The 22,285-nt window shown below is 70.8% G+C and carries 15 protein-coding genes; 11 read left to right on the top strand and 4 right to left on the bottom strand.

The window, feature by feature from the left end; all coding sequences use genetic code 11:
* Positions 1-873: PorV/PorQ family protein (locus tag HZB25_09475; protein MBI5837462.1), on the top strand; the 873-nt coding region annotated here is incomplete at its 5' end.
* Here the strand turns inward: HZB25_09475 and HZB25_09470 are convergent.
* The gene (locus HZB25_09470) at positions 854-1,654 is read right to left on the bottom strand and encodes a UDP-2,3-diacylglucosamine diphosphatase (GenBank protein MBI5837461.1); all 801 of its coding nucleotides are present in this window, start codon (positions 1,652-1,654) and stop codon (positions 854-856) included. The genes HZB25_09475 and HZB25_09470 overlap by 20 nt on opposite strands.
* A 361-nt stretch (positions 1,655-2,015) precedes the next feature.
* On the opposite strand from HZB25_09470, the gene HZB25_09465 reads away from it, so the two are divergent.
* From HZB25_09465 to bstA, 7 genes are all read left to right on the top strand, one after another.
* Entirely contained in the window at positions 2,016-3,488 is a 1,473-nt protein-coding gene (locus HZB25_09465) for a Do family serine endopeptidase (GenBank protein MBI5837460.1), read from the top strand.
* 71 nt (positions 3,489-3,559) lie between these two features.
* Positions 3,560-4,747, top strand: a complete 1,188-nt coding sequence (locus tag HZB25_09460) for an N-acetylmuramoyl-L-alanine amidase (GenBank protein ID MBI5837459.1) — start codon at positions 3,560-3,562, stop codon at positions 4,745-4,747.
* A gap of 202 nt (positions 4,748-4,949) precedes the next feature.
* Positions 4,950-6,131 carry a M20/M25/M40 family metallo-hydrolase gene (locus HZB25_09455; protein ID MBI5837458.1) on the top strand — a complete coding sequence of 394 codons (1,182 nt, stop codon included), beginning with the start codon at positions 4,950-4,952 and terminating at the stop codon, positions 6,129-6,131.
* Positions 6,131-7,210: a M42 family peptidase gene (locus tag HZB25_09450; protein ID MBI5837457.1), complete on the top strand. Its 1,080-nt coding sequence runs from the start codon at positions 6,131-6,133 to the stop codon at positions 7,208-7,210. The genes HZB25_09455 and HZB25_09450 overlap by 1 nt, the downstream gene beginning before the upstream one ends.
* Positions 7,207-8,211, top strand: coding sequence for a M20/M25/M40 family metallo-hydrolase (locus tag HZB25_09445; protein ID MBI5837456.1), 1,005 nt, complete (start codon positions 7,207-7,209; stop codon positions 8,209-8,211). The genes HZB25_09450 and HZB25_09445 overlap by 4 nt, the downstream gene beginning before the upstream one ends.
* A 165-nt stretch (positions 8,212-8,376) precedes the next feature.
* On the top strand, positions 8,377-8,823 hold the full coding sequence (locus tag HZB25_09440; GenBank protein MBI5837455.1) for a DUF421 domain-containing protein: 447 nt from the start codon (positions 8,377-8,379) through the stop codon (positions 8,821-8,823).
* Complete coding sequence (gene bstA, locus HZB25_09435; protein ID MBI5837454.1) at positions 8,823-9,353, top strand: bacillithiol transferase BstA; 531 nt, start codon at positions 8,823-8,825, stop codon at positions 9,351-9,353. Before HZB25_09440 ends, bstA begins: the two co-directional genes overlap by 1 nt.
* Before the next feature lie 523 nt (positions 9,354-9,876).
* On the opposite strand, the gene HZB25_09430 is transcribed toward bstA, so the two are convergent.
* The 3 genes from HZB25_09430 to HZB25_09420 are packed head-to-tail and all read right to left on the bottom strand — an operon-like array spanning position 9,877 to position 15,340.
* Positions 9,877-11,655: an ABC transporter ATP-binding protein gene (locus tag HZB25_09430; GenBank protein ID MBI5837453.1), complete on the bottom strand. Its 1,779-nt coding sequence runs from the start codon at positions 11,653-11,655 to the stop codon at positions 9,877-9,879.
* Between the two features lie 49 nt (positions 11,656-11,704).
* The gene (locus tag HZB25_09425) at positions 11,705-13,489 is read right to left on the bottom strand and encodes an ABC transporter ATP-binding protein (GenBank protein MBI5837452.1); all 1,785 of its coding nucleotides are present in this window, start codon (positions 13,487-13,489) and stop codon (positions 11,705-11,707) included.
* Between the two features lie 3 nt (positions 13,490-13,492).
* Positions 13,493-15,340, bottom strand: coding sequence for a bifunctional homocysteine S-methyltransferase/methylenetetrahydrofolate reductase (locus tag HZB25_09420; GenBank protein MBI5837451.1), 1,848 nt, complete (start codon positions 15,338-15,340; stop codon positions 13,493-13,495).
* Between the two features lie 319 nt (positions 15,341-15,659).
* Between HZB25_09420 and HZB25_09415 the strand changes: the two genes are divergently transcribed.
* The 3 genes from HZB25_09415 to HZB25_09405 all read left to right on the top strand — a co-directional run bounded on the left by HZB25_09415 (position 15,660) and on the right by HZB25_09405 (position 22,274).
* The gene (locus HZB25_09415; protein MBI5837450.1) at positions 15,660-18,446 is read left to right on the top strand and encodes a hypothetical protein; all 2,787 of its coding nucleotides are present in this window, start codon (positions 15,660-15,662) and stop codon (positions 18,444-18,446) included.
* Positions 18,447-19,349: 903 nt separating this feature from the next.
* Positions 19,350-21,281 (top strand): hypothetical protein, encoded by a 1,932-nt coding sequence (locus HZB25_09410; protein MBI5837449.1) that lies wholly within the window; start codon positions 19,350-19,352, stop codon positions 21,279-21,281.
* Positions 21,282-21,401: 120 nt separating this feature from the next.
* Complete coding sequence (locus HZB25_09405; GenBank protein ID MBI5837448.1) at positions 21,402-22,274, top strand: HAD family hydrolase; 873 nt, start codon at positions 21,402-21,404, stop codon at positions 22,272-22,274.
* The last annotated feature ends 11 nt before the right edge of the window (positions 22,275-22,285 follow it).

The raw sequence follows: 22,285 nt of genomic DNA, 5'->3' as shown, positions 1-22,285 counted from the left end.
GCCGCGCTGGCGGCGGCCCCCGCAGCCGCCCAGGACACGCCCACGGGCTTCGCGTCGCTGGAAATGGGCCCGGGAGCCCGCGCCCAGGCCATGGGCTCGGCCTTCACCTCGCTGGCCGACGACGCCACCGCCTCCTTCTGGAATCCCGCGGGGCTCTCGCGGCTGGACAAGCTGCAGATCTCGGCCACCCACCACCAGAGCTTCGAGGGCATCCGACAGGAATATGTGAGCGCGGTGAAGCGGTTCAAGGAAGGCACCTTCGGACTGAGCTTCGGCGCGGTCTACAACAGCGACCCGCTGCTGGGCACCGACGTGAGCGGTGATTCGGTGGGCACCTTCGGCTACTACGACCTGGTCACCACCGCGGCGTTCGGCTTCCGCGCCACGGACAAGCTGGACCTGGGCGTGGGGCTGGAGTACCTCGCCACCAAGATGGACGCCTACAACAGCACCGGATTCGCGCTCAACCTCGGCGCGCGGTACTTCCCCGGCATACCCAACCTGAGCGTGGGGGCGGCCGTGCGTCACCTGGGCCAGGGCATGACCCTCGACACGAAGCGGACCGCGCTGCCCACCACCGTGCAGGGCGGGGTCTCCTACATCCTGCCCGCCGGCGGGGGCGAGTTGACGCTGGCCGCCGACCTGGCCAGGACCCGCGGCGACGACCGCACGCATGCCCTCTTCGGCGCGGAGTTCACCCAGCGCGGGTTCCTCTCGGTCCAGGGTGGCTATCGCACCGGATACGACTCGGAAGGCTTCAGCTTCGGGCTGGGCGTGCGCGGCCGGGGCTTCCAGCTGCAATACGCCATGGTGCCCTACCGCAACGATTTCGGCTCCAGCTCCCGCATCGCGATCACCTACCTGGGGCGCTGACCCCGCCGGGCGGGCCTTCCGGTCCGCCCTGGAGGCACTGCGGGCCGTCCTCGGTCCAGCGCCACATCCGGAATACCCCGCCCTCCAGCGTCGCGTACGTGAAGTGCGTCATCCAGTCCCCCAGGACGACCATTTCGCGGCCCGGCTCGCGGTGGTGGTAGGGAAGATGGAAGTGGCCGAGGATCACCGCGTCGTGGCCGGCCGCCAGGCGGGGCGTGGCCACCTCGCGGTAGATCGCTTCGCCGGTGGGGGGCGGGTGGTGGTGGTGATTGCGGTAGGAGAGGCTGGATACGGCCTTGGCCAGCGGGATTCCCAGGTCCGGGTGCAGCCAGCGGTACAGGCCGATGTTGAACGGGTTGCGCAGGATGGCCCTGAGCGCGTGGTAGCCGCGGTCTCCGGGCATCATCCCGTCGCCGTGGGCCACGTACAGTTTCCGGCCCTGGATCTCCCGGGCGATGGGCTCGAGCGCCACCTCCATCCCCACCTCGCGGGCCAGGAAATCCCCCAGCCAGAAGTCGTGATTGCCTCCGACATAGGTGATGGCCGCCCCGGCGCGGCGGGTCTCGATCAGCGCCGACAGCACCTCGAAGTGGCCCCGCGGCACCGCGTGGCGGTATTCGAACCAGAAATCGAACAGGTCCCCGACCACGTAGACCGGCCCGGGGCGGGTCCGCACGTGGGCAAGGAACTGCTGCAGGTAGTGGCGCTTGCGGGCCTCTCCCGAGGCATCCCGCTGGCCCAGGTGGGCGTCAGAAAAGAAGTAGGCGCAACCGTCAACCATGGGCGGCAGTATAGCCCTGCGGGGCAGGCGGGACTATCCGGGAGTTATGCCGGGAGTCATGCCAGTGGTCTGCGGGCGGACCGGTGGATCGCCCGCGACGCAGGATCGGCTGTCGCGCTGCACCGCGGGGGATCCGGGGTCGCCTTGACCGGGCAGGCGCGAGTTTCCTACTGTCCTTTCGAGGGTTCCGCCCCGCGCGGGGGGCGCCCCGGGCGCATCGCCCGACGGGCGAGGTTCATCCAACCCACAAGATGGAATGCACCGGGCCGGGCCCGGGCGGGGGGCTTCCCCGCCCGCGCCGCTCCCCGGACGCAACAGTGCGGGCCCGGCCTGGCCGGGGTCGGCTTTCAAGGAGCCACCGATGTCACCGAATCGCATTCGAAACCTGGCCATTGGCGGGCTGCTGCTGGGAGGCGGCATCGCCGTGGGCCTGACGCTCTCGAGCAACCTCAACCTCCAATCGGTGTCCCGGGCCCAGGAGACGTCGCTGCGCGGCGGCTCGCTGGAGAGTCCGTTTGTGGGGGTGGCGAGCAAGGTCCAGCCCGCGGTGGTGAGCGTCGAAGTGAAACGCCGCGTCAACACCGGCGAGGCCACTCCCTATGGCGACCTGTTCCACCGCTTCTTCCCCGAGGACTCGCCGCGGCGGCGCAGCATCGAGCTGCCGTCCAGCGGCTCGGGCTTCATCATCGACAAGGAAGGCCACATCCTCACCAACAACCACGTGGTGCAGGGGGCCAACGACATCACCATTCGCCTCCTCGACCACCGCACCTTCAAGGCGAAGCTGCTCGGGCGCGACCCGTTCACCGACCTGGCCATGGTGAAGATCGAGGGCGCCAACCTCCCGGTGGCCGAGCTGGGCAACTCCGACGAAATGCGCGTGGGTGACTGGGCCATCGCCATCGGCAACCCCTTGGGCGAGCTCGAGGGCAGCCTCACCGTGGGCGTGGTCAGCGCCAAGGGCCGCGCCGGGCTGGTCATCGGCGACTCCCCCAACGAGGGGCCCGGCTACCAGGACTTCATCCAGACCGATGCCGCCATCAACCGCGGCAACAGCGGCGGCCCGCTGTGCAACATCAAGGGCCAGGTGATCGGCATCAACACCGCCATCAACCCCGCCGGCCAGGGAATCGGCTTCGCCATCCCGGTGAATATCGCGCTGAAGTTGCGGGACCAGCTGGCCTCCGGCAAGCCGGTCACCCACGGCTTCCTGGGCGTGGGCCCGCAGGAGTTGGACGAGACGCTGGCCGAGGGCCTGGGCCTCAAGGGTGGCAGTGGGGTCGTGATTTCGGCCGTCACCGAGGGCAGCCCCGCGCTCAAGGCCGGGCTGGAAAAGGGAGATGTGATCACCGAATTCGACCGTCAGAAGATCACCTCCGTCGGCCAGTTCCGGCGCATCGTGGCGGACACCCCGGTGGGCCACAGGGTCCCGGTGGTGGTGGTGCGCGACGGGCGGCAGCAGGAGATGCAGGTCACCCTGGCCTCCCGCAACGACGAGGAAGTGAAGGCCGCCCCGGAGGTCAGCCCCTCGAAGGACTGGCTGGGGCTCAAGGTGGAGGGCCAGCAGGGCGTCTCCCGCGCGCTGCGCGGCCGCGTCGCGGGTGGGGAGGAGCAGCCGGGGGTGATGGTGACCGCCGTGGACGACGGCAGCCCGGCGGACCAGGCCGGGATCCAGGAGGGCGACCTGATCCAGGAGGTCAACGGCGCGGCCATCCTGACGACGGCGGATTTCTCCACTGCAATGAAGAAGGCCCGCGGGGCCGGCAAGCCCATCGTGATGCTGCTCAACCGGCAGGGTGCGGCGCAGTACATCGCCGTCAAGCCGAAGCAGTGACCGGCGCCGCCCCAGGTCGCCGGTATCCGGGAGGGCAGGGCGTGGCAGGGATGCCGCGTGGAAGGACCGGGATGCGACGGGACCCCCGCGCATCCGGGATCGGCATGCTCGTGGCGGCGCTGGCGCTCCTGTGCGCGGCGCCGTCCGCGCACGCGGCCCGTCCCCTGCGGGTGACCGGGGTGCGCCACTGGACCGGCCCCGACGTCACCCGGCTGGTGCTCGATGTTTCCGACGCCGCCGACTTCTCCGTGGAACGCTCCGACGATTCCACCCAGGTCACCGTGCGCGTGGCCGGCGTCGCGCTGATCGCCAATCTCTCCGAGGTCTCGGTCCGCGACAGCGCCGTCGAGGATGTGACGTTGCGGTCCATGACCGGCGGGGGAGTGAAGGCCACCATCCGGCTCACGCGGCCCACGGCGGTGCGGGTGTTCGCGCTGTCGCAGGTGCCCGGGCGTCCGCACCGCGTGGTGGTGGACGTGACCCGCTACGTGGCGCCCGAGCAGGTGGTGGAGCGCGAGAAGGCCATCCAGACGGTGCTGGAATCCCGCGCCCGCGTGGTGGTGATCGACCCCGGGCACGGCGGCGACGCTCCGGGAGCCGTGGGCCCCGGCGGGCTTTGCGAGAAGGACGTCACGCTGCCCATCGGCAGGAAGGTCGCCGATCGCCTGAACGCCCGGCCCGGGATCCGCGCGGTGCTCACCCGCGACGGCGACTACGACCTGCCGCTCCGGCGCCGCTTCCTGATCGCGGAGCGCTACCAGGCCGACCTGTTCGTGAGCATCCACTGCAATTCCTCGCGCGACCGCGACGCCCGCGGCACCGAGGTGTATTTCCTCTCGCTCACCGGCGCCACCGACGAGGCCTCCCGTGAGCTGGCCGAGGCGGAGAACTCCGCCGACCAGCTGTATGGCCAGCTCCCCGCGGGCAACGACGACGTGAAGTCGATCCTGTTCGACCTGCGGCAGAACGACACGCTGAAGAAGAGCTCGGAGCTCGCGGACGTGGTGCTGCAGTCCCTCGCGGGACGGGAGGACCTGGTGTTCCGGGGGGTGAAGCAGGCGGGCTTCGCGGTGCTCAAGTCTCCGCAGGTGCCATCCATCCTGGTGGAGACGGCCTTCATCAGCAACCGCCGGGAGGCGGCGCGGCTGCGCTCCGAGTCCTTCCAGGACGACCTGGCGGATCTCATCGCCCGGGGCGTGGGGGAGTACCTGGAGCGTCACCCCAGCCAGAAGCGGGGCCCGGCCCGCCTGCTTCCGTAGCCTGCCGGGGCCGTTCTTCCCGCCGGCGCCCCGGGTTCCTCAGAAAACGGTAGAACCCCACCTCGGCGGGCGCGTAGAATCTCGCAGTCACCTTGCCCGTGCTCCCGTGGCCCGCCCTGCCGCATGGGTGGCCACCGGCGCCGGCGCCCGCGACGCGGGCGGGACCACCCCAGTCTCGAAGCCCATCCGGGGGCGAAGGACCATGATCGCACTGAAACGCGCCGCATCGCGAGTGAAGCGAACGGCTGCGCCGGTGAAACGGCCGGCGGGGAAGGGCCCTGCCGGCGCCGCGGGCTCGAAGGGGCTCTCCGTGGCGCGCCGCGAACGCATCGTGGGGCTTCTGCGCCGGGCCACCGAGATCGCGGGACTGCCGGGGCACGAGACCGATCTCACGCAGTGGTTCGAGAAGGAGGCCCGCGGCCTCGGGGCCCAGGTCCGCCACGATCGCGTCGGCAGTTGCGTGGCCCTGCTGCCCGGCCAGGGCAAGGTCCGCGGCGCCCGGCGCCGGCTGATGCTGGCGGCCCACGCCGACGCCATCGGCCTGGTGGTCACCGAGGTGCGCAAGGACGGCTTCCTGCGCGTGCACCCCATGGGCGGGGTGGAGCCGCGGCTGCTGCCGGCGCAGGACGTCTGGGTGCACGGACGCGAGCGCCTTCCCGGCGTGTTCGGGAGCGTCCCTCCGCACCTGCAGGCGCCCAACGACGCGAAGAAACCCTACACCTTCGACGAGCTGTTCGTGGACACCGGCCAGCCGGCTGCGGCCGTGCGCCGTGCCGTGCGCGTGGGCGACCTGGTGAGCTTCCGCGCGCCCCTGGTGGAATTGCTCGGCGGCCGCGTGGCGGGCCGGGCGTTCGACAACCGCGCCTGCGTGGTGGCGATGCTGCTGGCGCTGGAGGAACTCTCCCGGCGGCCGCACGCGCTGGACGTGTTTGGCGTGGCCACGGTGCAGGAGGAGGTGGGCCGCGTGTGCCTGGGGGCGATGACCAGCGCCTACGCGGTGCGCCCCGACGTGGCCGTGGCGCTGGACGTCACCCACGGCGAGGGGCCCGGAGCGGACGACTGGCGCACCTTCAAGCTGGGAGGCGGGCCGCCGATCGCGCTGGGGCCCAACGTCCACCCCGCGGTGTTCCGCGGCCTGGTGGAGGCGGCCGAGGCGGCGAAGATCCCCCACCAGGTGGAGCCCGCTCCGCGCGACACCGGCACCGACGCCCGGGACATCTACACGGTCGGCGAGGGCGTGCCCACCGGACTGGTGAGCGTGCCGCTGCGCTACATGCACAGCGCCGTGGAGACGCTCGACCTCGTGGACCTGGACCGCGTCGCGCGGCTGCTGGCGATCTACGCGGTCCGCCTCGAGAAGGGCCTCCCGGGGAGGAGCGACTGATGGTCGCGCGCAGGGGCTTCCCGTGGGAGCTGTTCGAAGCGCTCTCCAACGCGCGGGGCGTGACCGGCGACGAGGCGCCGGTGCGCCGCATCCTCAAGGACTACCTCAGGCCCCACGTGGACCGCCTGGAAGTGGACTCCATGGGCTCGCTGCTGGTCGAGAAGCGGGGCCGCCGGGACGGCGTCCGCCTGCTGCTGGGCGCGCACATGGACGAGGTCGGCTTCATGGTGGTGCGCATCGAGAAGTCCGGCATGCTGCGCCTGCAGAAGGTGGGCGGTCTCGACGACCGGTTGCTCTCCGGCAAGCGCGTGCGGGTGGGCGAGAAGGCCATCCAGGGCGTGCTGGGGGCCAAGCCGCCGCACCTCGCCAAGGGCGAGGAGGCCTCGCGCACCGTGATGCTCGACGACATGGTCGCCGACATCGGCGCCGCCGACGACAAGGAGGCGAAGAAGCACGTGAAGGTGGGCGACACCGTCACCTTCGACGCCACCTTCGAGTCCTGGGCCGGCGGGCTGGTCCGGGGCAAGGCGTTCGACGACCGCGCCGGCTGCGCGCTGCTGGCCGCACTGGTGGCCTCAGCCTCGCCGGTCAGCTTCGTGGCCGCGTTCACCACCCAGGAGGAAATCGGCATGCGCGGCGGTCGCGTGGCCGCCCAGCGCTTCCAGCCCGCCGTGGCCGTGGCGCTCGAAGGCACCGCCGCCGCCGACACCCCCAGCAAGCGGGGGGAGGCGCTGGGCGCCTACCCGCTCCTGGGCGGGGGGCCGGTGCTCACGCGCCGCGACGGGGCGACCATCAGCGACCGGACCGTGTTCGGAGTGTTCGAGAGAGCGGCCGTGGCCGCGGGCGTGAAGTGGCAGGAGAAGCGCCCGGGCATCGGCGGCACCGACGCGGGCGAATACCACCGCGCCGGGGGCGGGGCGCGTTCCATCAGCGTCTCGGTGCCGTGCCGCTACATCCATGCGCCCTCGGCCCTGGCGGCCCGGGCCGACATCGAAGCCACACTGGAACTGGTGCGCGCGGCCCTGCCTGGGCTGGCCGCCCTCAAGCGGCCCGCCGGGCCGCGCGGGGAGAAGTCATGATCGAACTGCTGAGCGAGCTTTCGCGCGCCTTCGGGCCCTCCGGCGAGGAGGAGCGGGTGGCCGCGCTGGTGCGACGTCGAGTCCGGGCGCACGTGGATTCGGTTGCCCCGGACATCATGGGCAACCTGGTGGCGCGCCGGCCGGGCAAGGGCGCCCGGGTGATGATCGCGGCCCACATGGACGAGATCGGGCTGGTGTTGAGCCACGTGGACGCCCGGGGCTTCGCGCGCTTCTCCAATATCGGGGGCCTGCGCGTGGACAACCTGGCCACCCAGCGTGTGCGGCTGGCCGACGGCCGCGTGGGCGTGGTGATGGAGGAGGAGCGCGGCAACAAGGACGACCGGAAGATCGACCGCATGTACGTGGATTTCGGCTTCGCCACCGCCGCCGAGGCGCGCAAGCACGTGAAGGTGGGCGACGTGGCCTGCTTCGACCGCGAACCGGTGGAACTGGGCGGTCGCTTCATCGGCAAGGCCATGGACGACCGTGTCTCGTGCGCGGTGCTGATCGAGGCCGCCCGGCGGCTCAAGAAGTCGCCCAACGACGTGGCCTTCGTGTTCACGGTGCAGGAGGAAGTCGGTTGCCGCGGGGCGCAGCCGGCGGCCTTCGCGCTGGACCCCGACGTGGCGCTCTCGGTGGATGTGACGCTGACCGGGGACCTGCCCGAGTGCCGTCCCATGTCGGTGGAGCTGGGCGGCGGTGCGGCCATCAAGGTGAAGGACGGCGGGCACATCGGCCACCCGAAGGTCCGCGACCTCATGGTGCGCCTCGCGCGGCGCGAGAAGATCCGCCACCAGATGGAGGTGCTGGCGCTGGAGGGGGCCTCCACCGATGCCTCCAGCATCCACCGGGTGCGCGAGGGCGTGCCTTCCGGCTGCCTCAGCATCCCGTGCCGCTACGTGCACACGGTCAACGAAATGGTGGACCTCAAGGACGTCGAGGCGGCGGTGAGGCTGCTGGTGGCGTTCCTCGAGACCGACCTGCGCAAGGAAGGGTTCTAGGGCCGGGGAGTCTTCCCCGGCCGGGCACGTCGCCGGCCGCCCCGCGTCGCGGAGCCTGCCGCGGACAGGAGCCCCGTGAAGTTCGCAGAGACGCTCGGGCTGCACGCCCCGCTCTTCGAGATCATCCTGCGCTGCGTCATCGTGTACGTGGTGATCCTGGCCGGCATGCGCCTCACCGGTCGCCGCCAGCTGGGCCAGATGACGCCCTTCGACCTGGTCCTGATCCTGCTCATTTCCAACGCCGTCCAGAACGCCATGGTGGGCCCCGAGACCTCCGTGCTCGCGGGCCTGGTGGCCGCCGGTACGCTCCTGGCGCTCAACTACGGGACCGGGATGCTGACCCGCAACCACCGCACCATCCGCAGGGTGCTGGAGGGTGAACCGGTGGTGCTGGTGATGAACGGGAAGTTCATCCCCGCGAACATGGCCGAAGCGGAACTGACCGAGGAGCTGGTGCTGCAGGCCATCCGCGAGCACGGCTTCGAGAGCATCGGGAAGGTGCACACCGCCATCCTGGAAATCGACGGCACCATCAGCGTGCTGCCCAGCGAGGATCACTACCTGCGCCGCACGCGCCGCCGCGTGCGCGCCATCCGCCCCGGAGGAAACTGATGCCCGAGAACGACCCGCGCTATCCCATCGGCCGCTATCAGCGCCCCGCGGAGATCCCGCCCGCGCTGCGAGCCGAATGGCTCCGGCAGGTGGCCGAAGCCCCGGCCGGGCTGCGCGCGGTGGTGACCGGCCTCACCGAGGCCCAACTGGACACGCCCTACCGGGACGGCGGCTGGACCGTGCGGCAGGTGGTGCACCACGTGCCCGACAGCCACCTCAACGCCTACACCCGCTTTCGCCTGGCGCTCACCGAGGAGGCGCCCACGGTCAAGACTTACGAGGAAGCCCGCTGGGCCGGGCTGCCCGACGCCCGGACCGCCCCGGTGGAGATGTCGCTGGCGCTCCTGGACGCCCTGCACGCCCGCTGGATGCTGCTGCTCGAGGCCATGGGCGACGCCGAGTTCCACCGCACCTTCCGTCACCCCGACCTGGGTTTGATGGCCCTGGATACGACCCTGGGCCTGTACGCCTGGCACGGCCGCCACCACGCCGCGCAGATCCGCTCGCTGCGCGAGCGGAAGGGCTGGTAGGCCGGCCCCGTTCGAGTTCCCGATCCCGGAGGTCCCCACCATGAGGGCCCTGCTGTTCTGCGCCGCGTTCGCGGCGGCACTCGTGCCGGGCGGCGCCGTGGGTGCCGCGGATCCTCTTCCGACGCTGTCGGGCGGCCCACCCCTGAGGTGCATTCCCGCGTGATCCTGAGCACCGCGAGGCTGGAACTCGTGCCCGCCACCGCGGCCACGATCCGCGCGGAGCTGCAGACCCCGTCCGCGCTCGCCGGCCTTCTCCACGCGCGCATTCCCGAAGGATGGCCCCCCGGAGGGATGGCCGACGCCCCTGGCCACCGAAATGGCCCGAGGCCTGGCCGGCTAGGCCCTGGCCCAGCCGGGTGTGGAGGTCGTGGTGGCGCACGTCGCCGAGGACAACGCCGCCTCGAGGGCGGTGCTGCGCAAGATGGGTTTCCACGAGACCGGAGAGCGGGACGACGAGGGTCACCCGAGGTACGAGCGCGCACGAACGTAGGTCAGGCGAAATCGAAGGATGAACCGGGCGGCGTCACCCGATCGCGCCGCCGTACTGCAGCTGGACCAGCCGGGCGTAGATCCCTTCGCGCGCGATGAGTTCCGAATGCGTCCCCGCCTCCCGCAGCTTCCCCCGGTGGAACACCAGGATCCGGTCCGCCGACTGGATCGTGGACAGCCGGTGCGCGATCACGATGGACGTGCGCCCGCGCAGCAGCCGCTCCAGCGCCTCCTGGATGCGGTGCTCCGTCTCCGGGTCCACGCTGGAGGTGGCCTCGTCCAGCACCAGCACCTCGGGGTCGTAGGCCAGCGCACGGGCGAACGCCAGCAGCTGCCGCTCGCCCGTGGAGAGCGAGGTGCCGCGCTCGTTCACCGCCGTGTCCATCCCCGCCGGCAGGCGGTCAATGAAGACGCCCGCCTGCACCTCGCGTGCCGCGTCCTCCACCCGCCCAGGCGAGATTTCCGCGTTGCGCAGACCGATGTTGTCGCGGATGTTCCCCGAGAACAGGAACACATCCTGCTGCACGAAGCCGATCCTCCGCCGCAGCTGGTCGGTGCTGAGCTCGCGGATGTCCACGCCGTCCCACGTGATCCGCCCGCGAGTCACTTCGTAGAAACGCGCCAGCAGGTGCACCAGGGTCGTCTTGCCCGAGCCCGTCGCACCCACCACCGCGATCTTCTCGCCCGGACGGATGGCCAGGTTCACGTCGCGCAGCACGAAGTCCTCGCCGTTGTAGGCGAACCACACGTCCTCGAAGCGGATCGCCTGCTTCAGCGGGCCGGCCGGCTTCGGGTCGGCGGCGGGCTTCAGCGCGGGCTCGGTGTCCAGCAGGTCGAATACCCGCTCGGCGGAGGCCATCGCCGACTGCAGGATGGTGTACTTTTCGGCCAGGTCGTTGATGGGCCGGAAGAAGCGCTGCGCGTACTGGAAGAAGGCCACCAGCGCCCCCAGCGTGAGCGCGCCGTCCAGTACCTGGCGCCCTCCGAACCACACCAGCAGCGCCAGCGCCAGGGCGCCCAGGAAGTCCATCACCGGGAAGAACACCGCGCAGTAGCAGACGTTCTCCACGTTGGCGTCGCGGTGCGCCTCGTTGATGGCGGCGAACTTGTGCCGGCGGTTCTCCTCGCGGCCCAGCATCTGGACCGTCACCATCCCGGAGATGTTCTCCTGCAGGAAGCTGTTGATGCGCGACATCAGCGTGCGGATCTTGCGGTACGAGTCACGCACCCTGGTGCGGAACACCACCGTGCACACGAAGATCAGGGGCAGCACCGAGAAGGTGAGCAGCGCCAGGCGGGCGTTCCAGCTGAACAGGACCCACAGGATCCCCAGCAGCATGAACACGTCCCCGATCACCGTGACCATGCCGGAGGTGAACAATTCGTTGAGCACGTCCACGTCGTTGATGACGCGCGTCATCAGCCTGCCGACCGGCTGGCGGTCGAAGAAGGAGAGGGGTTGAGTCTGGAGGTGCGTGAACAGCTGGCGGCGCAGGTCCCACATGATGCGCTGCCCGGTGCGCTGGAGCACCACCGTCTGGGCGTACTGCACCAGGAATCCGCCCAGCAGCAGCGCCACCAGCGTGATGCCGAAGCGGTCCACCAGCGGGCCGTTGTGGGCGCCGAGCGCCCGGTCGATGGTGGCCCGCCACAGGGCCGGCACCGCCAGCTGCACCGCCACGTCCAGCAGCATCAGCGCCAGCGCCGCGGCCACCCACCTCCGGTAGGGCACCAGGTAACGCACCAGGCGGCGCATCAGGCGGCCGTCATAGGCCTTGCCGAAGACTTCCTCTTCGCCGTGCAGCTCGCTCATGTCCGCGGTCCGTGTCCCGGGTACGCGCCGGCGCGGCGGGCCCCGGCGGTCACGCCTCGGTCTCCAGCTCTTCGAGCAGCCGCTGGCGGCGGGCCAGGCCGGCGTACAGTCCGTCCATCTGCAGCAGCTCGTCGTGATGGCCCTGCTCCACGATCCGGCCGCGGTCCAGCACCACGATGTGGTCCGCGTGGCGCACCGTGGACACGCGGTGCGAGACGATCAGCGTGGTGCGCCCGGCCATGAATGGCACCAGCTTGCGCAGGATGGCCTCCTCGGTGCTGGTGTCCACCGCCGAGAACGCGTCGTCCAATACCAGGATGGTCGGGCGCCGGGCCACCGCGCGGGCCAGCGCGGTGCGCTGCTTCTGCCCGCCGGAGAGGGTGATGCCGCGCTCGCCGATCACCGTTTCGAGACCCTTGGGGAAGGACTCGAGGTCCTGGCCCAGGTGCGCGCGGTCGGCGGCCTCCTCGGCGGTGTGGTCCTCTCCGCCCAGGCGGATGTTCTCGCGCAGCGTCTCGGAGAACAGGAACGTATCCTGCGGCACCCAGCCGAACGCGCCCCGCAGGCTCTTGAGCGGCAGGTCGCGCACGTCCACCCCGTCCAGCAGCACCCGGCCCTCGGTGGCCTCGCGGAGCCTGGGCAGCAGCGTCAGCAGCGTGCTCTTGCCCGAGCCGGTGGGCCCCACGATGGCCACGGTCCGGCCCGCGGGGATCTCGAGATCAACGTCGCGCAGCGCCCACGCGGCGTCGGGGGAATAGCGGAAGGAGAGCTTCTCCAGCCGGATGGCGCCGGTGAGCGGGTGCTCCGGGGCGCCCTCGCGGTCCACGAACTCGGGTTCCTGGTCCATCACCGCGGCCATGCGCCCCATGGAGGCGGTGCCCCGCTGGAACAGGTTCACCACCCAGCCCAGGGCCATCATGGGCCACACCAGCATCATGAGGTAGGAGTTGAAGGCCACGAACGAGCCGATGCTGAGCTTGCCCGCGATCACCTGGTGGCCGCCGAACCACAGCACCACCGCGCCCCCGGCGCCCGAGAGCAGTCCGAAGAGCGGGTAGAAGAAGCCGATCAGACGAATCAGGCCCATGTTGCGGCGCACGTAGTCCTCGTTGAGCTTCTCGAAGGAGGCGATCTCGTCGCTCTCGCGCACGTAGGCCTTCACCACGCGCACGCCGGCCAGGTTCTCCTGCACCCGCGTGCTCATGCGCCCCAGGTGCTCCTGGATCTCCTCGAACTTGTCGTGGATCACCCCGCCCACGCGGCTCATCACCAGCGAGAGCAGCGGCAGCGGGATCAGCGCCAGCAGCGTGAGCTTCCAGTCAATGCGCATCATCAGCGCCAGGGCGACCACGAACGTCACCACCGTCTGCAGGCCCTGCATCACGCCGGGGCCCCACAGCATGCGCACCGCGGACAGGTCGTTGGTGGCGCGGCTCATCAGGTCGCCCACGCGGGTCTTCTGGTAGTAGCCGGGAGAGAGGCGCAGCAGGTGCGCGAAGTAGTCGGCGCGCAGGTCGCGCTCGCACTCGCGGGAGACGGTGATCATGAGGTAGCGCATGGCGAAGCGGCACAGGCCGCCGGCCACGGCCAGGCCCAGGATCCAGCCCGCGTCGGCCAGCAGCGCGGCGCCGGCGCCCGCGGAGAGGTGCAGCTTCGGTCCGGCCCCCGGAGTCCAGCGGGCGACGCTGTCCACCGCGTGGCGCAGGACCCAGGGTTGCAGCAGGGACAGCAGGTTCGCGCCGGTCAGCGCCACGGCCCCCGCGAGCAGGCGGCCCCGGTAGGGGACGAGATAGGCGAAGGCGCGGCGGGCGGGCGAGGCGGGGCTTCCGGCCAAGGACTAGGCCGCTCCCTGGCGCGCGGCCCGCACCACGTCCACGATCTGCTCGTAGCGACCGAAGGAGGGCATGAGGTACACGCCGTCGAGGGCGCCGCGGGCCTCCAGCAGCAGGGATGTCGCCAGCCGCGCCCCCTCGGCCAGCCCGTCGGCGCCGGCGGCGCCCATGCGTGCGCGCACGGAATCCGGGACCGAGATGCCCGGCACCTCGTGGTGCAGGAACTCGGCATGCCGCGAGCTGTGCAGCGGCAGCACCCCCATCAGGATCGGGATCCGGACCTCGCCCAGGCGGTCCCGGAAGCGCAGCCAGTCGGAGAGCTGGTAGAGCGGCTGGGTCATGGCGAACTCGGCGCCGGCGTCCATCTTGCGGCGGAAGCGCACGATCTCGCCGTCCAGGTCCTCGCAGGCGGGATTCACCGCGCAGCCCAGCCGGAAACGCGCCTTCGAGCCGATGGAGGTGCCGTTGACGTCGAAGCCGTCGTTCATCCGGCGGATGATCCCGAGCAGGCCCACCGAGTCCACGTCGAAGACCGCGGTGGCCTGCGCGTAGTCGCCCACCGAGGGCGGGTCCCCGGTCAGGGCCAGGATGTTGCGGATGCCCGCGGCGTGCGCGCCGATCAGGTCGCTCTGCAACCCCATGAGGTTCCGGTCGCGGCAGGTGAAGTGCAGGATGGTCTCGATCCCGACGCGCGACTGGATCAGGTAGGCCAGCGCCAGCGCGCTCATGCGCACCCGCGCCATCGGGCTGTCGGCGATGTTCACCGCGTCCACGCCCTCCTCGCGCATCAGGTGGGCCGCCTGGATCAGCCGGGCGGGGTTGAGCCCGCGCGGGGGATCCAGTTCCACGCTGACCACGAAGTGCCGGCCCAGCTTGTCCGCGAAGCTCTCCCCGGCGGTGGGCTCGCCGGCCTCGGGCTCGGGCGCGGCCTCCACCACGGTCACCGCGGGGTGCCCGCGGCGTGCCTCGGGGTGCTTCTCGTCGAGAGTGCGGCGCATGGCCGCCACGTGCGCGGGGGTGGTGCCGCAACAGCCGCCGATCAGGCGCGCTCCGGCTTCCACGAAACGCACCGCGTACTCGGCGAAGTAGTCCGGGCTGGCGATGTAGACCACGCGTCCGTCCATGATGCGCGGCAGGCCGGCGTTGGGCTGGGCCGAGAGCGGCAGCTGCGTGACCGAGGCCATCCGCTCCAGCACTTCCAGGATGCCGTGCGGGCCCACCGAGCAGTTGGCGCCGATCACGTCCGCGCCGGCATCCTCCAGCAGGCGCGCCACGTCCTCGGGGGTCATGTCGCGCAGCGTGGTGAGTTCCTCGGTGAAGGTCATCTGCGCCACCAGCGGCAGCGAACACGCCGCGCGCGCGGCGCGGATGGCCGCCAGGGCCTGGTCCATGTCCCAGAAGGTCTCGATTACCAGCAGGTCGGCGCCGCCCTCCAGCAGGCCTTCGACCTGCTCGCGGAACAGACCCTCCATGCGCGCGGGGGTGAGCCCCGTGGGCCCGTCGGAGGCCTTCCCGAGGGGGCCCACCGAGCCGGCCACCCACACGTCGCGTCCGGAGATCTCGCGGGCCTCGCGCGCCAGCCTCACGGCCCGGCGGTTGAGGTCCACCACGCGCTCGCCCAGCCCGTGACGTTCCAGCTTGATCCGGTTGGCGCCAAAGGTGTTGGTCTCCAGCACCTCCGCGCCGGCCGCGATGTAGTCGCGGTGCACGGCCTGCACCAGCTCCGGGCGGGAAATGGTGAGCTCGTCGAGGCAGGCGTCGTAGGGCGCCCCGCGGAGAAAGAGCAGGGTGCCCATGGCCCCGTCGCCCAGCAGGGGACGGGCCCGGAGTTGTTCGAGGAACGTGGAAGCCAAAGTCCGCTCGCGGGTTCGGGTTTCAGGCAGGCCGTGTTGCCGCCGGGGGAACCCGGCGCAGGTTCGGATTGTACCAGACACGGGGGAGTTTGGGGGGCAACCCTCCCGGCTGGGGCCCGCGGAAGCGTCCGTGCCGGCCCCGCCGGGATTCCCCACGCCCGGGCCGGCCAGGCCCCGGCGGGATTTCCCATGCCCCGGGGCCCCACCGGCCTCCGGAACCCCTTGACCGGCATGCCACACAGGGCCAAGCTGGTGATGATGTGCAGCCCCTGGTGACCCTCCCGGGCTGCGGCGGCCGTTCCCCACAGGAGGGTTTGAGATGAAGTCGAACCACCCCGTAGTCTCCGCGCGCGGGCTTCGCGCCCGCATGTCTCTGTGCGCCCTGGTCGCCGTCCTGGCTTGGGCCGCATTCGCCATGCCCGCCGCCGCCCAGGTCACAGGGCCCGCTCCCGGCGACACCGGGATCATCGGGCCGCCCGCCCCGCCGCCGCCGCCGCTGCCCTATGTCCTCGGGATCTACATGGATCCGCCCCAGCCGTGCGCCGGCCGCCCCACGCGCCTGGTGCTCCTGGGCGAGTTCCCGGACCAGTGCGGCCGAGTGGTGTCCGCAAGTCCGCCGGGGGCCATGCCGCTGACCGTGACCGTCTCGGTGGCCCCGTTCGGGGATTCGGCGGGCTGCGCCACCATGATGAAGTCATGGCGCCAGGGGTTCGACCTTCCTACCATGAACGCCGGCACGTTCACTGTGAAGCTGGTCGAGGTGGTGCTCGACGGCCCGAGGCAGGGCACCTACGAGACGATGCACACCTTCTTCGTGTCCCCGGCCTGCGATTCCACCATCCCGCCGCCCCCGGTGCCCACGCCGGGCCCGCTGCCGTTCGTGGAGAACGTGCGGATCGGCTGGCCCAGCCCGGTGGATCCCACCGTGCCCACGGTATGCCCCGGGGATTCGTTCCCGGTGTACGTGGATGGTCACTTCAATGACGGCTGCTGGAGTCTCGAGCGGATCGAGCTGCAGACGGTCCTCTGCTTTGCCGCGCCTTGCTTGCCGATCGTGCGCGTGATCGTGCGCCGCGACCAGGGTGGCGCCTGCCCGCTGTGGCTCAAGCCCTTCGCCGGACAGGTGTTCTTCCCCGGCCTGCCACCCGGGCGCTACCAGCTGCCGATGCAGCTGGTCATGCGTTTCCCGTCCGCGGCGGGGGTGGTGGAGAGCGTGTTCACCGCCGGCTTCGCCTTCGCGGTGAGCAAGTCGTGCGATTCCACGGTGGTGCCAACGCCGCCGCCGTCCGGTCCGCTGCCCTACGTGGACCAGGTCGTGATCGGTCCGGAGTTCACGGACTACATGAACGCCGGCTGCGTCGCCGCCGGTGACAGCATCCCGGTGCTCATCCGGGGCACGTTCCCGCACAGTTGCATCTCGCTGCGGCGCGTGGATGTGATCCCGTCGGCGAGCATGGGCCCGCTGCCCTGGCCGCCGACGCTGCGGATCGTGATCAACGACGGGGACTGCACCCGGGTGCCCTGCCTCATGCAGGCCCGGCCATGGGAGGCGCGGGTGATGCTCCCGGCCCTCCCGGCGCTCCGCTATTCCCTGGAGGTCGTTGAACAGCAGCTCCGCTGCGGGGACCCTGACAACCTGCCCCCCCAGTACCGCGCGACGTTCCCATTCCAGGTGTCCAACGACTGCCCCGGATCCAAATGCCTGACCGGCGGATGGGTCCACACCTCCAGCAACGTGCTGTGCGACGCTCACGCCGCGCCCGGCCGCACCGTGGAGGCCGGCTTCACCGCCCGCTCCCCGGTGGCGCTCGCGGGCCTGCAGGGCACGCTGATGCTCTACCCGCCGGGCATGTTCGTGCAGAAGATCGAGGCCGTGGGGCCGGCCTCCGGGATGCACCTCAGCTGGAACCGCACGGCGGAGGGCGTGAAGTTCGTGATGTACGCGGAGCACGGTGCGCTCATCCCGGCCACCAGGACGGGCCAGGCCGCGCCGGAGATCCTGCGGGTGACGCTCTACCCGGACACCGATCTCGTGGGTGTGGCCTCCAACACGAAACGGATGTTCCTGACCGCGGGGCAGTTGCTGGGCGCCGATTCGATCGGCGGCGGGGTGACGGAGTGCATGCCCCCGCCCTACGAGCGCCTGGACATGTACTACAACGCGTTCACCATCTGCCTGGACGACCCCTGCGACCTCAACACCGACGGGGCCTCCGACGTGCGCGACCTGGTGCTGATGGTGCGCTGCATCAACGGGGAAGGGACGTGCCCGGACAGTGCCGTGGCCCGCGCCGGCTGCAGTCACTCCGCGACGCTCACGATCGACGACGTGGTGTGCTGCGCCACGGGCATGCTGCTGGACACCGGCGGGGGATGCCCCGAGTGCGTGCCGGACTCCGGCTGGCGCTCCGAGCCGGACGTGAAGCTCTCCTTCGACACCCCGGTGAAGAGTTCCACCGGCGCCGAGCTGACCATGCACCTGGCGGGAGGCTCGCGCGTGGGCGCGGCGAAGCTCGAGGTGAGCTACCCGTCCGATCGCTACGACGTCGCGAGCATGGACTTCCCGGGGGATGCGGCCAACTGGCTGCACCTCTACCAGGTGAAGGACGGCAAGGTGCGGATTGCCCTGATCACCGCGGGGGCGCTCGCGAAGGCGCGGGCCGCGGCCGGAGGGCCGCTCGACATGGTGCTGCGCCTCACGCTCAAGCCGGGCGCCTCGCATGGCGGCCAGCTGGCGGTGGCCGGCAGCCAGTTCAGCGGCCCCGACGGCGTGCCGCTCACGGTGAGCCTGGGCACGGAGCCGCAATGGATCGTGGCCCCGCCGCGGCTGTCGCTCTCCACCAACCGGCCCAACCCGTTCTCCACCGCCACCCGCTTCTCGCTGGAGCTGGACCAGGACTCCGACGTGGACGTGGGAGTGTTCGATGTCACGGGTCGTCGGGTGGCCACGCTCTTCCGCGGCCGCCTGGCGGCGGGCAGCCACCCGTTCGGCTGGGACGCGCGCGTGTCCGAAGGGGCGTACGCGTCCAACGGCATCTACTTCGCGCGGGCCACTTCGCTCGGCCGGGTGATTTCGCGCAAGATGCTGCTGGTGCGCGGGAGCTGAAGTCCCATTCCGCCATGAGTGCGCGGGGCGGCCTCCCGGCCGCCCCGCTGCCGTCTCCCATCGATCCCGGGAGGGAGAAGCATGAGGTCCTGGCCGCAGGTCCTTCTCGTTGTCCTCGTGGCAGTCCAGGTGAGTGCGGGCGCTGCTGCAGGTGCAACCGCCGCGCCGGATTCCGGTTGGCGTGGAAGTGTGGTCGGCTATGTCGAGTCGGTGTGGGTCGGCGGCCCCACGCTTCCGGATCCCAACCGGACGGTGGTGTGTCCGCACCTGCCCATTCCGGTCGCGTTCAGCGGCTGGTTTCCGGATCTGAACTGGCATTTTGACCACGCGGAGTTGATCGCGGGAGTCTATGGCTCCCAGGAACGGCCGGCATTGCCGACGCTGCGCATCGTGGCACACTTCGAGTTCAACTATGGTGGCGACGTGCTGACTCCATGGGGAGGAGGCGTGACGCTTCCGGCACTCACACCGGGCGACTACAGCCTCAATGTTGAATTCCAGGCCTACGACCATGCGGAGCCAATTACAGACCTGTGGGGGACCGGGGCCGTGTCCTTCCACGTCGAGGATCACTGTGATTCGACCCCTGGGTCTCCGATACCGTTCCTCGATCGCATAGCCATCGGGAATTCGGCGGCCTGGCCGGGACCCGCGATCGTGCGCCCGGATGAGCGCGTCACGATCTCACTGGCCGGGCATGTGCCCAGCACCTGCGGTTGGAGGTATCGGGGCGCCGGATGGGGAGGGTGGAACTTCTCCGACGGGACGCCGGTGCTCCCGACCCTTTTCGTGACGATCGCTGGAGGAGCCACGCAATGCGACACCACGTTCTCGAGATGGTCCTGCCTAGGCTCTTTCCGGCAACTCCCACCGGGTGACTATGTGTTGCCCCTGGAAGTGTGGTTGCCGAGCTGGCTGTCGCAGTCGGGTCGGGAGACGCTGCCCCTCGCAGCGGCAGTCCCTCCTGCGCCCGAAGTGTGGACCGCGCGCGTGCCGTTCCGGGTGGTGGCTGGCGACCCCCCCGTGACCCCCGGCCACCTGCCTTACGTGCTGGGCGCAGTCGTGGGGTCCTGGCCCACAGAGCGGGGGGACGGCCACTGCTACTCCTCGGGAGACAGCCTCCCTGTCTCGATACGCGGGGAGTTCCCTGATGATCGTCACTCCCTGCTGTGGACCGAGTTGCTCTCGCAGGGGCCCGGCAGGCCGCCAATCGTGCGCCTGGTGGTGGACGATGGCGCATGCCCCATCGGAGGATCGGCCCGCCGCTCGGCGTACTGGAACGCCTATGCGATGCTCCCACCGCAGCCAGCGGGGCCCACCGCGCTCACGGTCCAGGTGGCCCGAGTGTCCTGCGGGCTGAGCGTCCAGCCCGGAAACCTCTTTGCCGACAGCCTGAGTTTCGTGGTCTCCGATTCCTGCCGGAAAGGCGACTGCCTGCGCGGCACCTGGGTCCGCCCCGGGACCAGCCCGGGTCAGGACGTCCTCCTCGAGCGCGGTCAGAGCGTGACCGCGGACCTGGCCGTGCGGTCACCGATGGCTCTCGCGGAGCTCTGGGGGGAGTTCGACGTGGTGTCGGCAGGCACGTCGAGTCACAGCCCCAGTGGAATTCGACTCGTCCGAGTCGAGGCCATCGGGCCGGCCGCGGGAATGCGCCTGGAAACGAACGCCGAATGGGGGGGCATCTCATTCAAGCTCACTGCTCCCGGCGGCCGGTCCATCCCGGCAACACCTGCTGGCGAGCCCGCGTCCGCGATCCTGAGAGTCACCGTCGCGGCCGACTCCGACATCGCCCTGGAGTCGCTCACCTCGCTCTACCTGAACAGCCTGTCGGCCACGGACGGATCGAGCCGGTGGGCGGGCGAATGCCATCTTTCCCCCGGGGAGCCCATGTTCCCCGACGCATTCCTGATCCGCGCCTCCGAGCCGTGCGACTACAATTCGGACGGGATCCTCGACGTGCGCGACCTTACCCTCATGGCCCAGTGCGCCGCGGGCATCGCCACGTGTCCGGACTCCGCCGCGGGCCGCCTGGATTGCACCCGGGACAGCCTGTTCGATGTCGGCGACGTGCGCTGCTGTATTCGCCGGATCCTCACCGATCGGAGTTGCGGCGCATGCTTCGTGGACAGTGCCGCGCTGCGGCCCGCGCCTGGAGTCCGGCTGGAGCTCGATCCTCCGGTGATGACCGCCGCGGGCGAGAACGTGACCATGCGGCTCTCCGGCCTGGGGGAGTTGGGAGGTGCGCGCGTGGCGCTCCTCTATCCGCCCGAGACCTACGAGGTGAGCTCGGTCGATATCTCCGGGGAGGCCGGATCCTGGCTGTACGCCACGAGCGTGCGGTACAGCCGCGTGCTCGTGGGCCTCGCGCGGTCGGGGGCGGTGAGCCGGCTCTCAGCGGGCGAGCCCATCGAGGTCGTTGCGCACCTCCGGTTGAAGCCCGGTGTGGAACGCTCCGGGAGCGTGAGGATATCGGAGGCCCAGTTCGCCGGCCCGGACGCGGTGCTCCTGCGCGTGGGCCAGGTGGGCTCGGCACTGTCCCTCAGCGGACCGGGCGAGATGCGATTGCAGCCCAACCGGCCCAACCCGTTCACATTCTCCACGCGCATCTTCCTCTCGCTGGAGTTCTCCGCGGACGTGGATGCAGCCGTCTACGACGTCTCGGGCCGGTGCGTGGCCGAGCTCTTCCGCGGCCGTGCGCCGCGTGGCGGCATGGAGCTGCGCTGGGACGGGCGGACCCGTGAAGGCGTGCCTGCCGGAAGCGGCATCTACTTCGCGCGGGCCACCTCGCTGGGGCGGGTGATTTCGCGTAAGATGCTCCTGGTGCGCGGGAGCTGAGACTCCGTTTCGCGGGATGTTCGCGGGGCGGCCGCCCGGCCGCCCCGCATTTCTTTGCCGCCACGGCCCGTCGCCGGGCTTCGGTCCGAATGGTCAACCCGGGTATCCCCAAGGACTTCCATGCCTCCTCTCCACCGAATCCTGAAAGGCTCCGGGCCGGCGCCGCTGTTGTGGCTGGACGTGGACGACACCATCCTCGACTTCACCTCGGCTCACCCCGCCGGCCTGCGCGCGGTGGAACACTGGGCGCGCCGGCACGTGGGTGAGAATCGTGCATCGAAGTTCACGTCCACCTTCGATCGCGGCTTTCAGATCTCGTTCCTGGGCTGGCTCCGGCCGCCGACGGCCGCCGGGCAGGCATTCCAGGCGGAGGCGGAGAGGCGGCTGGCGCAGGTGGCGTCCGAGGGCCCGCGGCCCTCGCGCTGGTCCCGCGAGATCTGGCTGGAGATGGCCGCCGACGAGGCTGGAGCGCGGCTGCCGCGCGAAGCGCTGGCGGAGGCCGCCGGGGAATACTGGACCGCGCTGGGCGGCGCGCAGCGACTGTACGAGGACGTGCCGCCCACGTTGCACGAGCTGCACGCCGGCGGATACCGCGTGGCGCTGGTGACCAGTTCCGATTCGCGACTGCAGCCGGCGGAGACCGGCTGGCGCTACGACCCGCGCGCCTCGCGCGACGCCAAGCGCCGCCGCCTGGAGGGACTGCTCGCCCCCGTCCGGCCGTGGGTGGAGCGGCTGGTGATCGGCGACCCGTACGAGAAGACCGGCCCGGAGTTCTACGAGATGGTGCTGCGCGAGGTGCCGCTCGAGAGCGGCGGCTTCGTGATCGCCGTGGGCGACTCGCCCGAAGGCGACATCCGCCTGGCGCGGCGCGCCGCCACCGCCGTGCGGCACGGCGTGCTGATGGACCCGCATCGCCGCTGCCCCGAGGGCCCGCCCGAGGGCGTGGACCTTCGGATCGAATCGCTGCACGAGCTGCTGGTGCATTTCTTCTAGGGAAGGCCGTG

It is taken from the genome of Candidatus Eisenbacteria bacterium (assembly GCA_016235265.1).
Taxonomy (GTDB): Bacteria; Eisenbacteria; RBG-16-71-46; order RBG-16-71-46; family JACRLI01; genus JACRLI01.
The sequence above is the reverse complement of the archived record's forward strand: the minus strand, read 5'-3'. Positions and strand labels throughout refer to the sequence as shown.

Coding starts and splice junctions, on each gene's coding strand:
- HZB25_09470 (MBI5837461.1), bottom strand. CDS start 1,654: ATGGTTGACGGTTGCGCCTACTTCTTTTCTGACGCCCACCTGGGCCAG.
- HZB25_09465 (MBI5837460.1), top strand. CDS start 2,016: ATGTCACCGAATCGCATTCGAAACCTGGCCATTGGCGGGCTGCTGCTG.
- HZB25_09460 (MBI5837459.1), top strand. CDS start 3,560: ATGCGACGGGACCCCCGCGCATCCGGGATCGGCATGCTCGTGGCGGCG.
- HZB25_09455 (MBI5837458.1), top strand. CDS start 4,950: ATGATCGCACTGAAACGCGCCGCATCGCGAGTGAAGCGAACGGCTGCG.
- HZB25_09450 (MBI5837457.1), top strand. CDS start 6,131: ATGGTCGCGCGCAGGGGCTTCCCGTGGGAGCTGTTCGAAGCGCTCTCC.
- HZB25_09445 (MBI5837456.1), top strand. CDS start 7,207: ATGATCGAACTGCTGAGCGAGCTTTCGCGCGCCTTCGGGCCCTCCGGC.
- HZB25_09440 (MBI5837455.1), top strand. CDS start 8,377: ATGCGCCTCACCGGTCGCCGCCAGCTGGGCCAGATGACGCCCTTCGAC.
- bstA (MBI5837454.1), top strand. CDS start 8,823: ATGCCCGAGAACGACCCGCGCTATCCCATCGGCCGCTATCAGCGCCCC.
- HZB25_09430 (MBI5837453.1), bottom strand. CDS start 11,655: ATGAGCGAGCTGCACGGCGAAGAGGAAGTCTTCGGCAAGGCCTATGAC.
- HZB25_09415 (MBI5837450.1), top strand. CDS start 15,660: ATGAAGTCGAACCACCCCGTAGTCTCCGCGCGCGGGCTTCGCGCCCGC.
- HZB25_09405 (MBI5837448.1), top strand. CDS start 21,402: ATGCCTCCTCTCCACCGAATCCTGAAAGGCTCCGGGCCGGCGCCGCTG.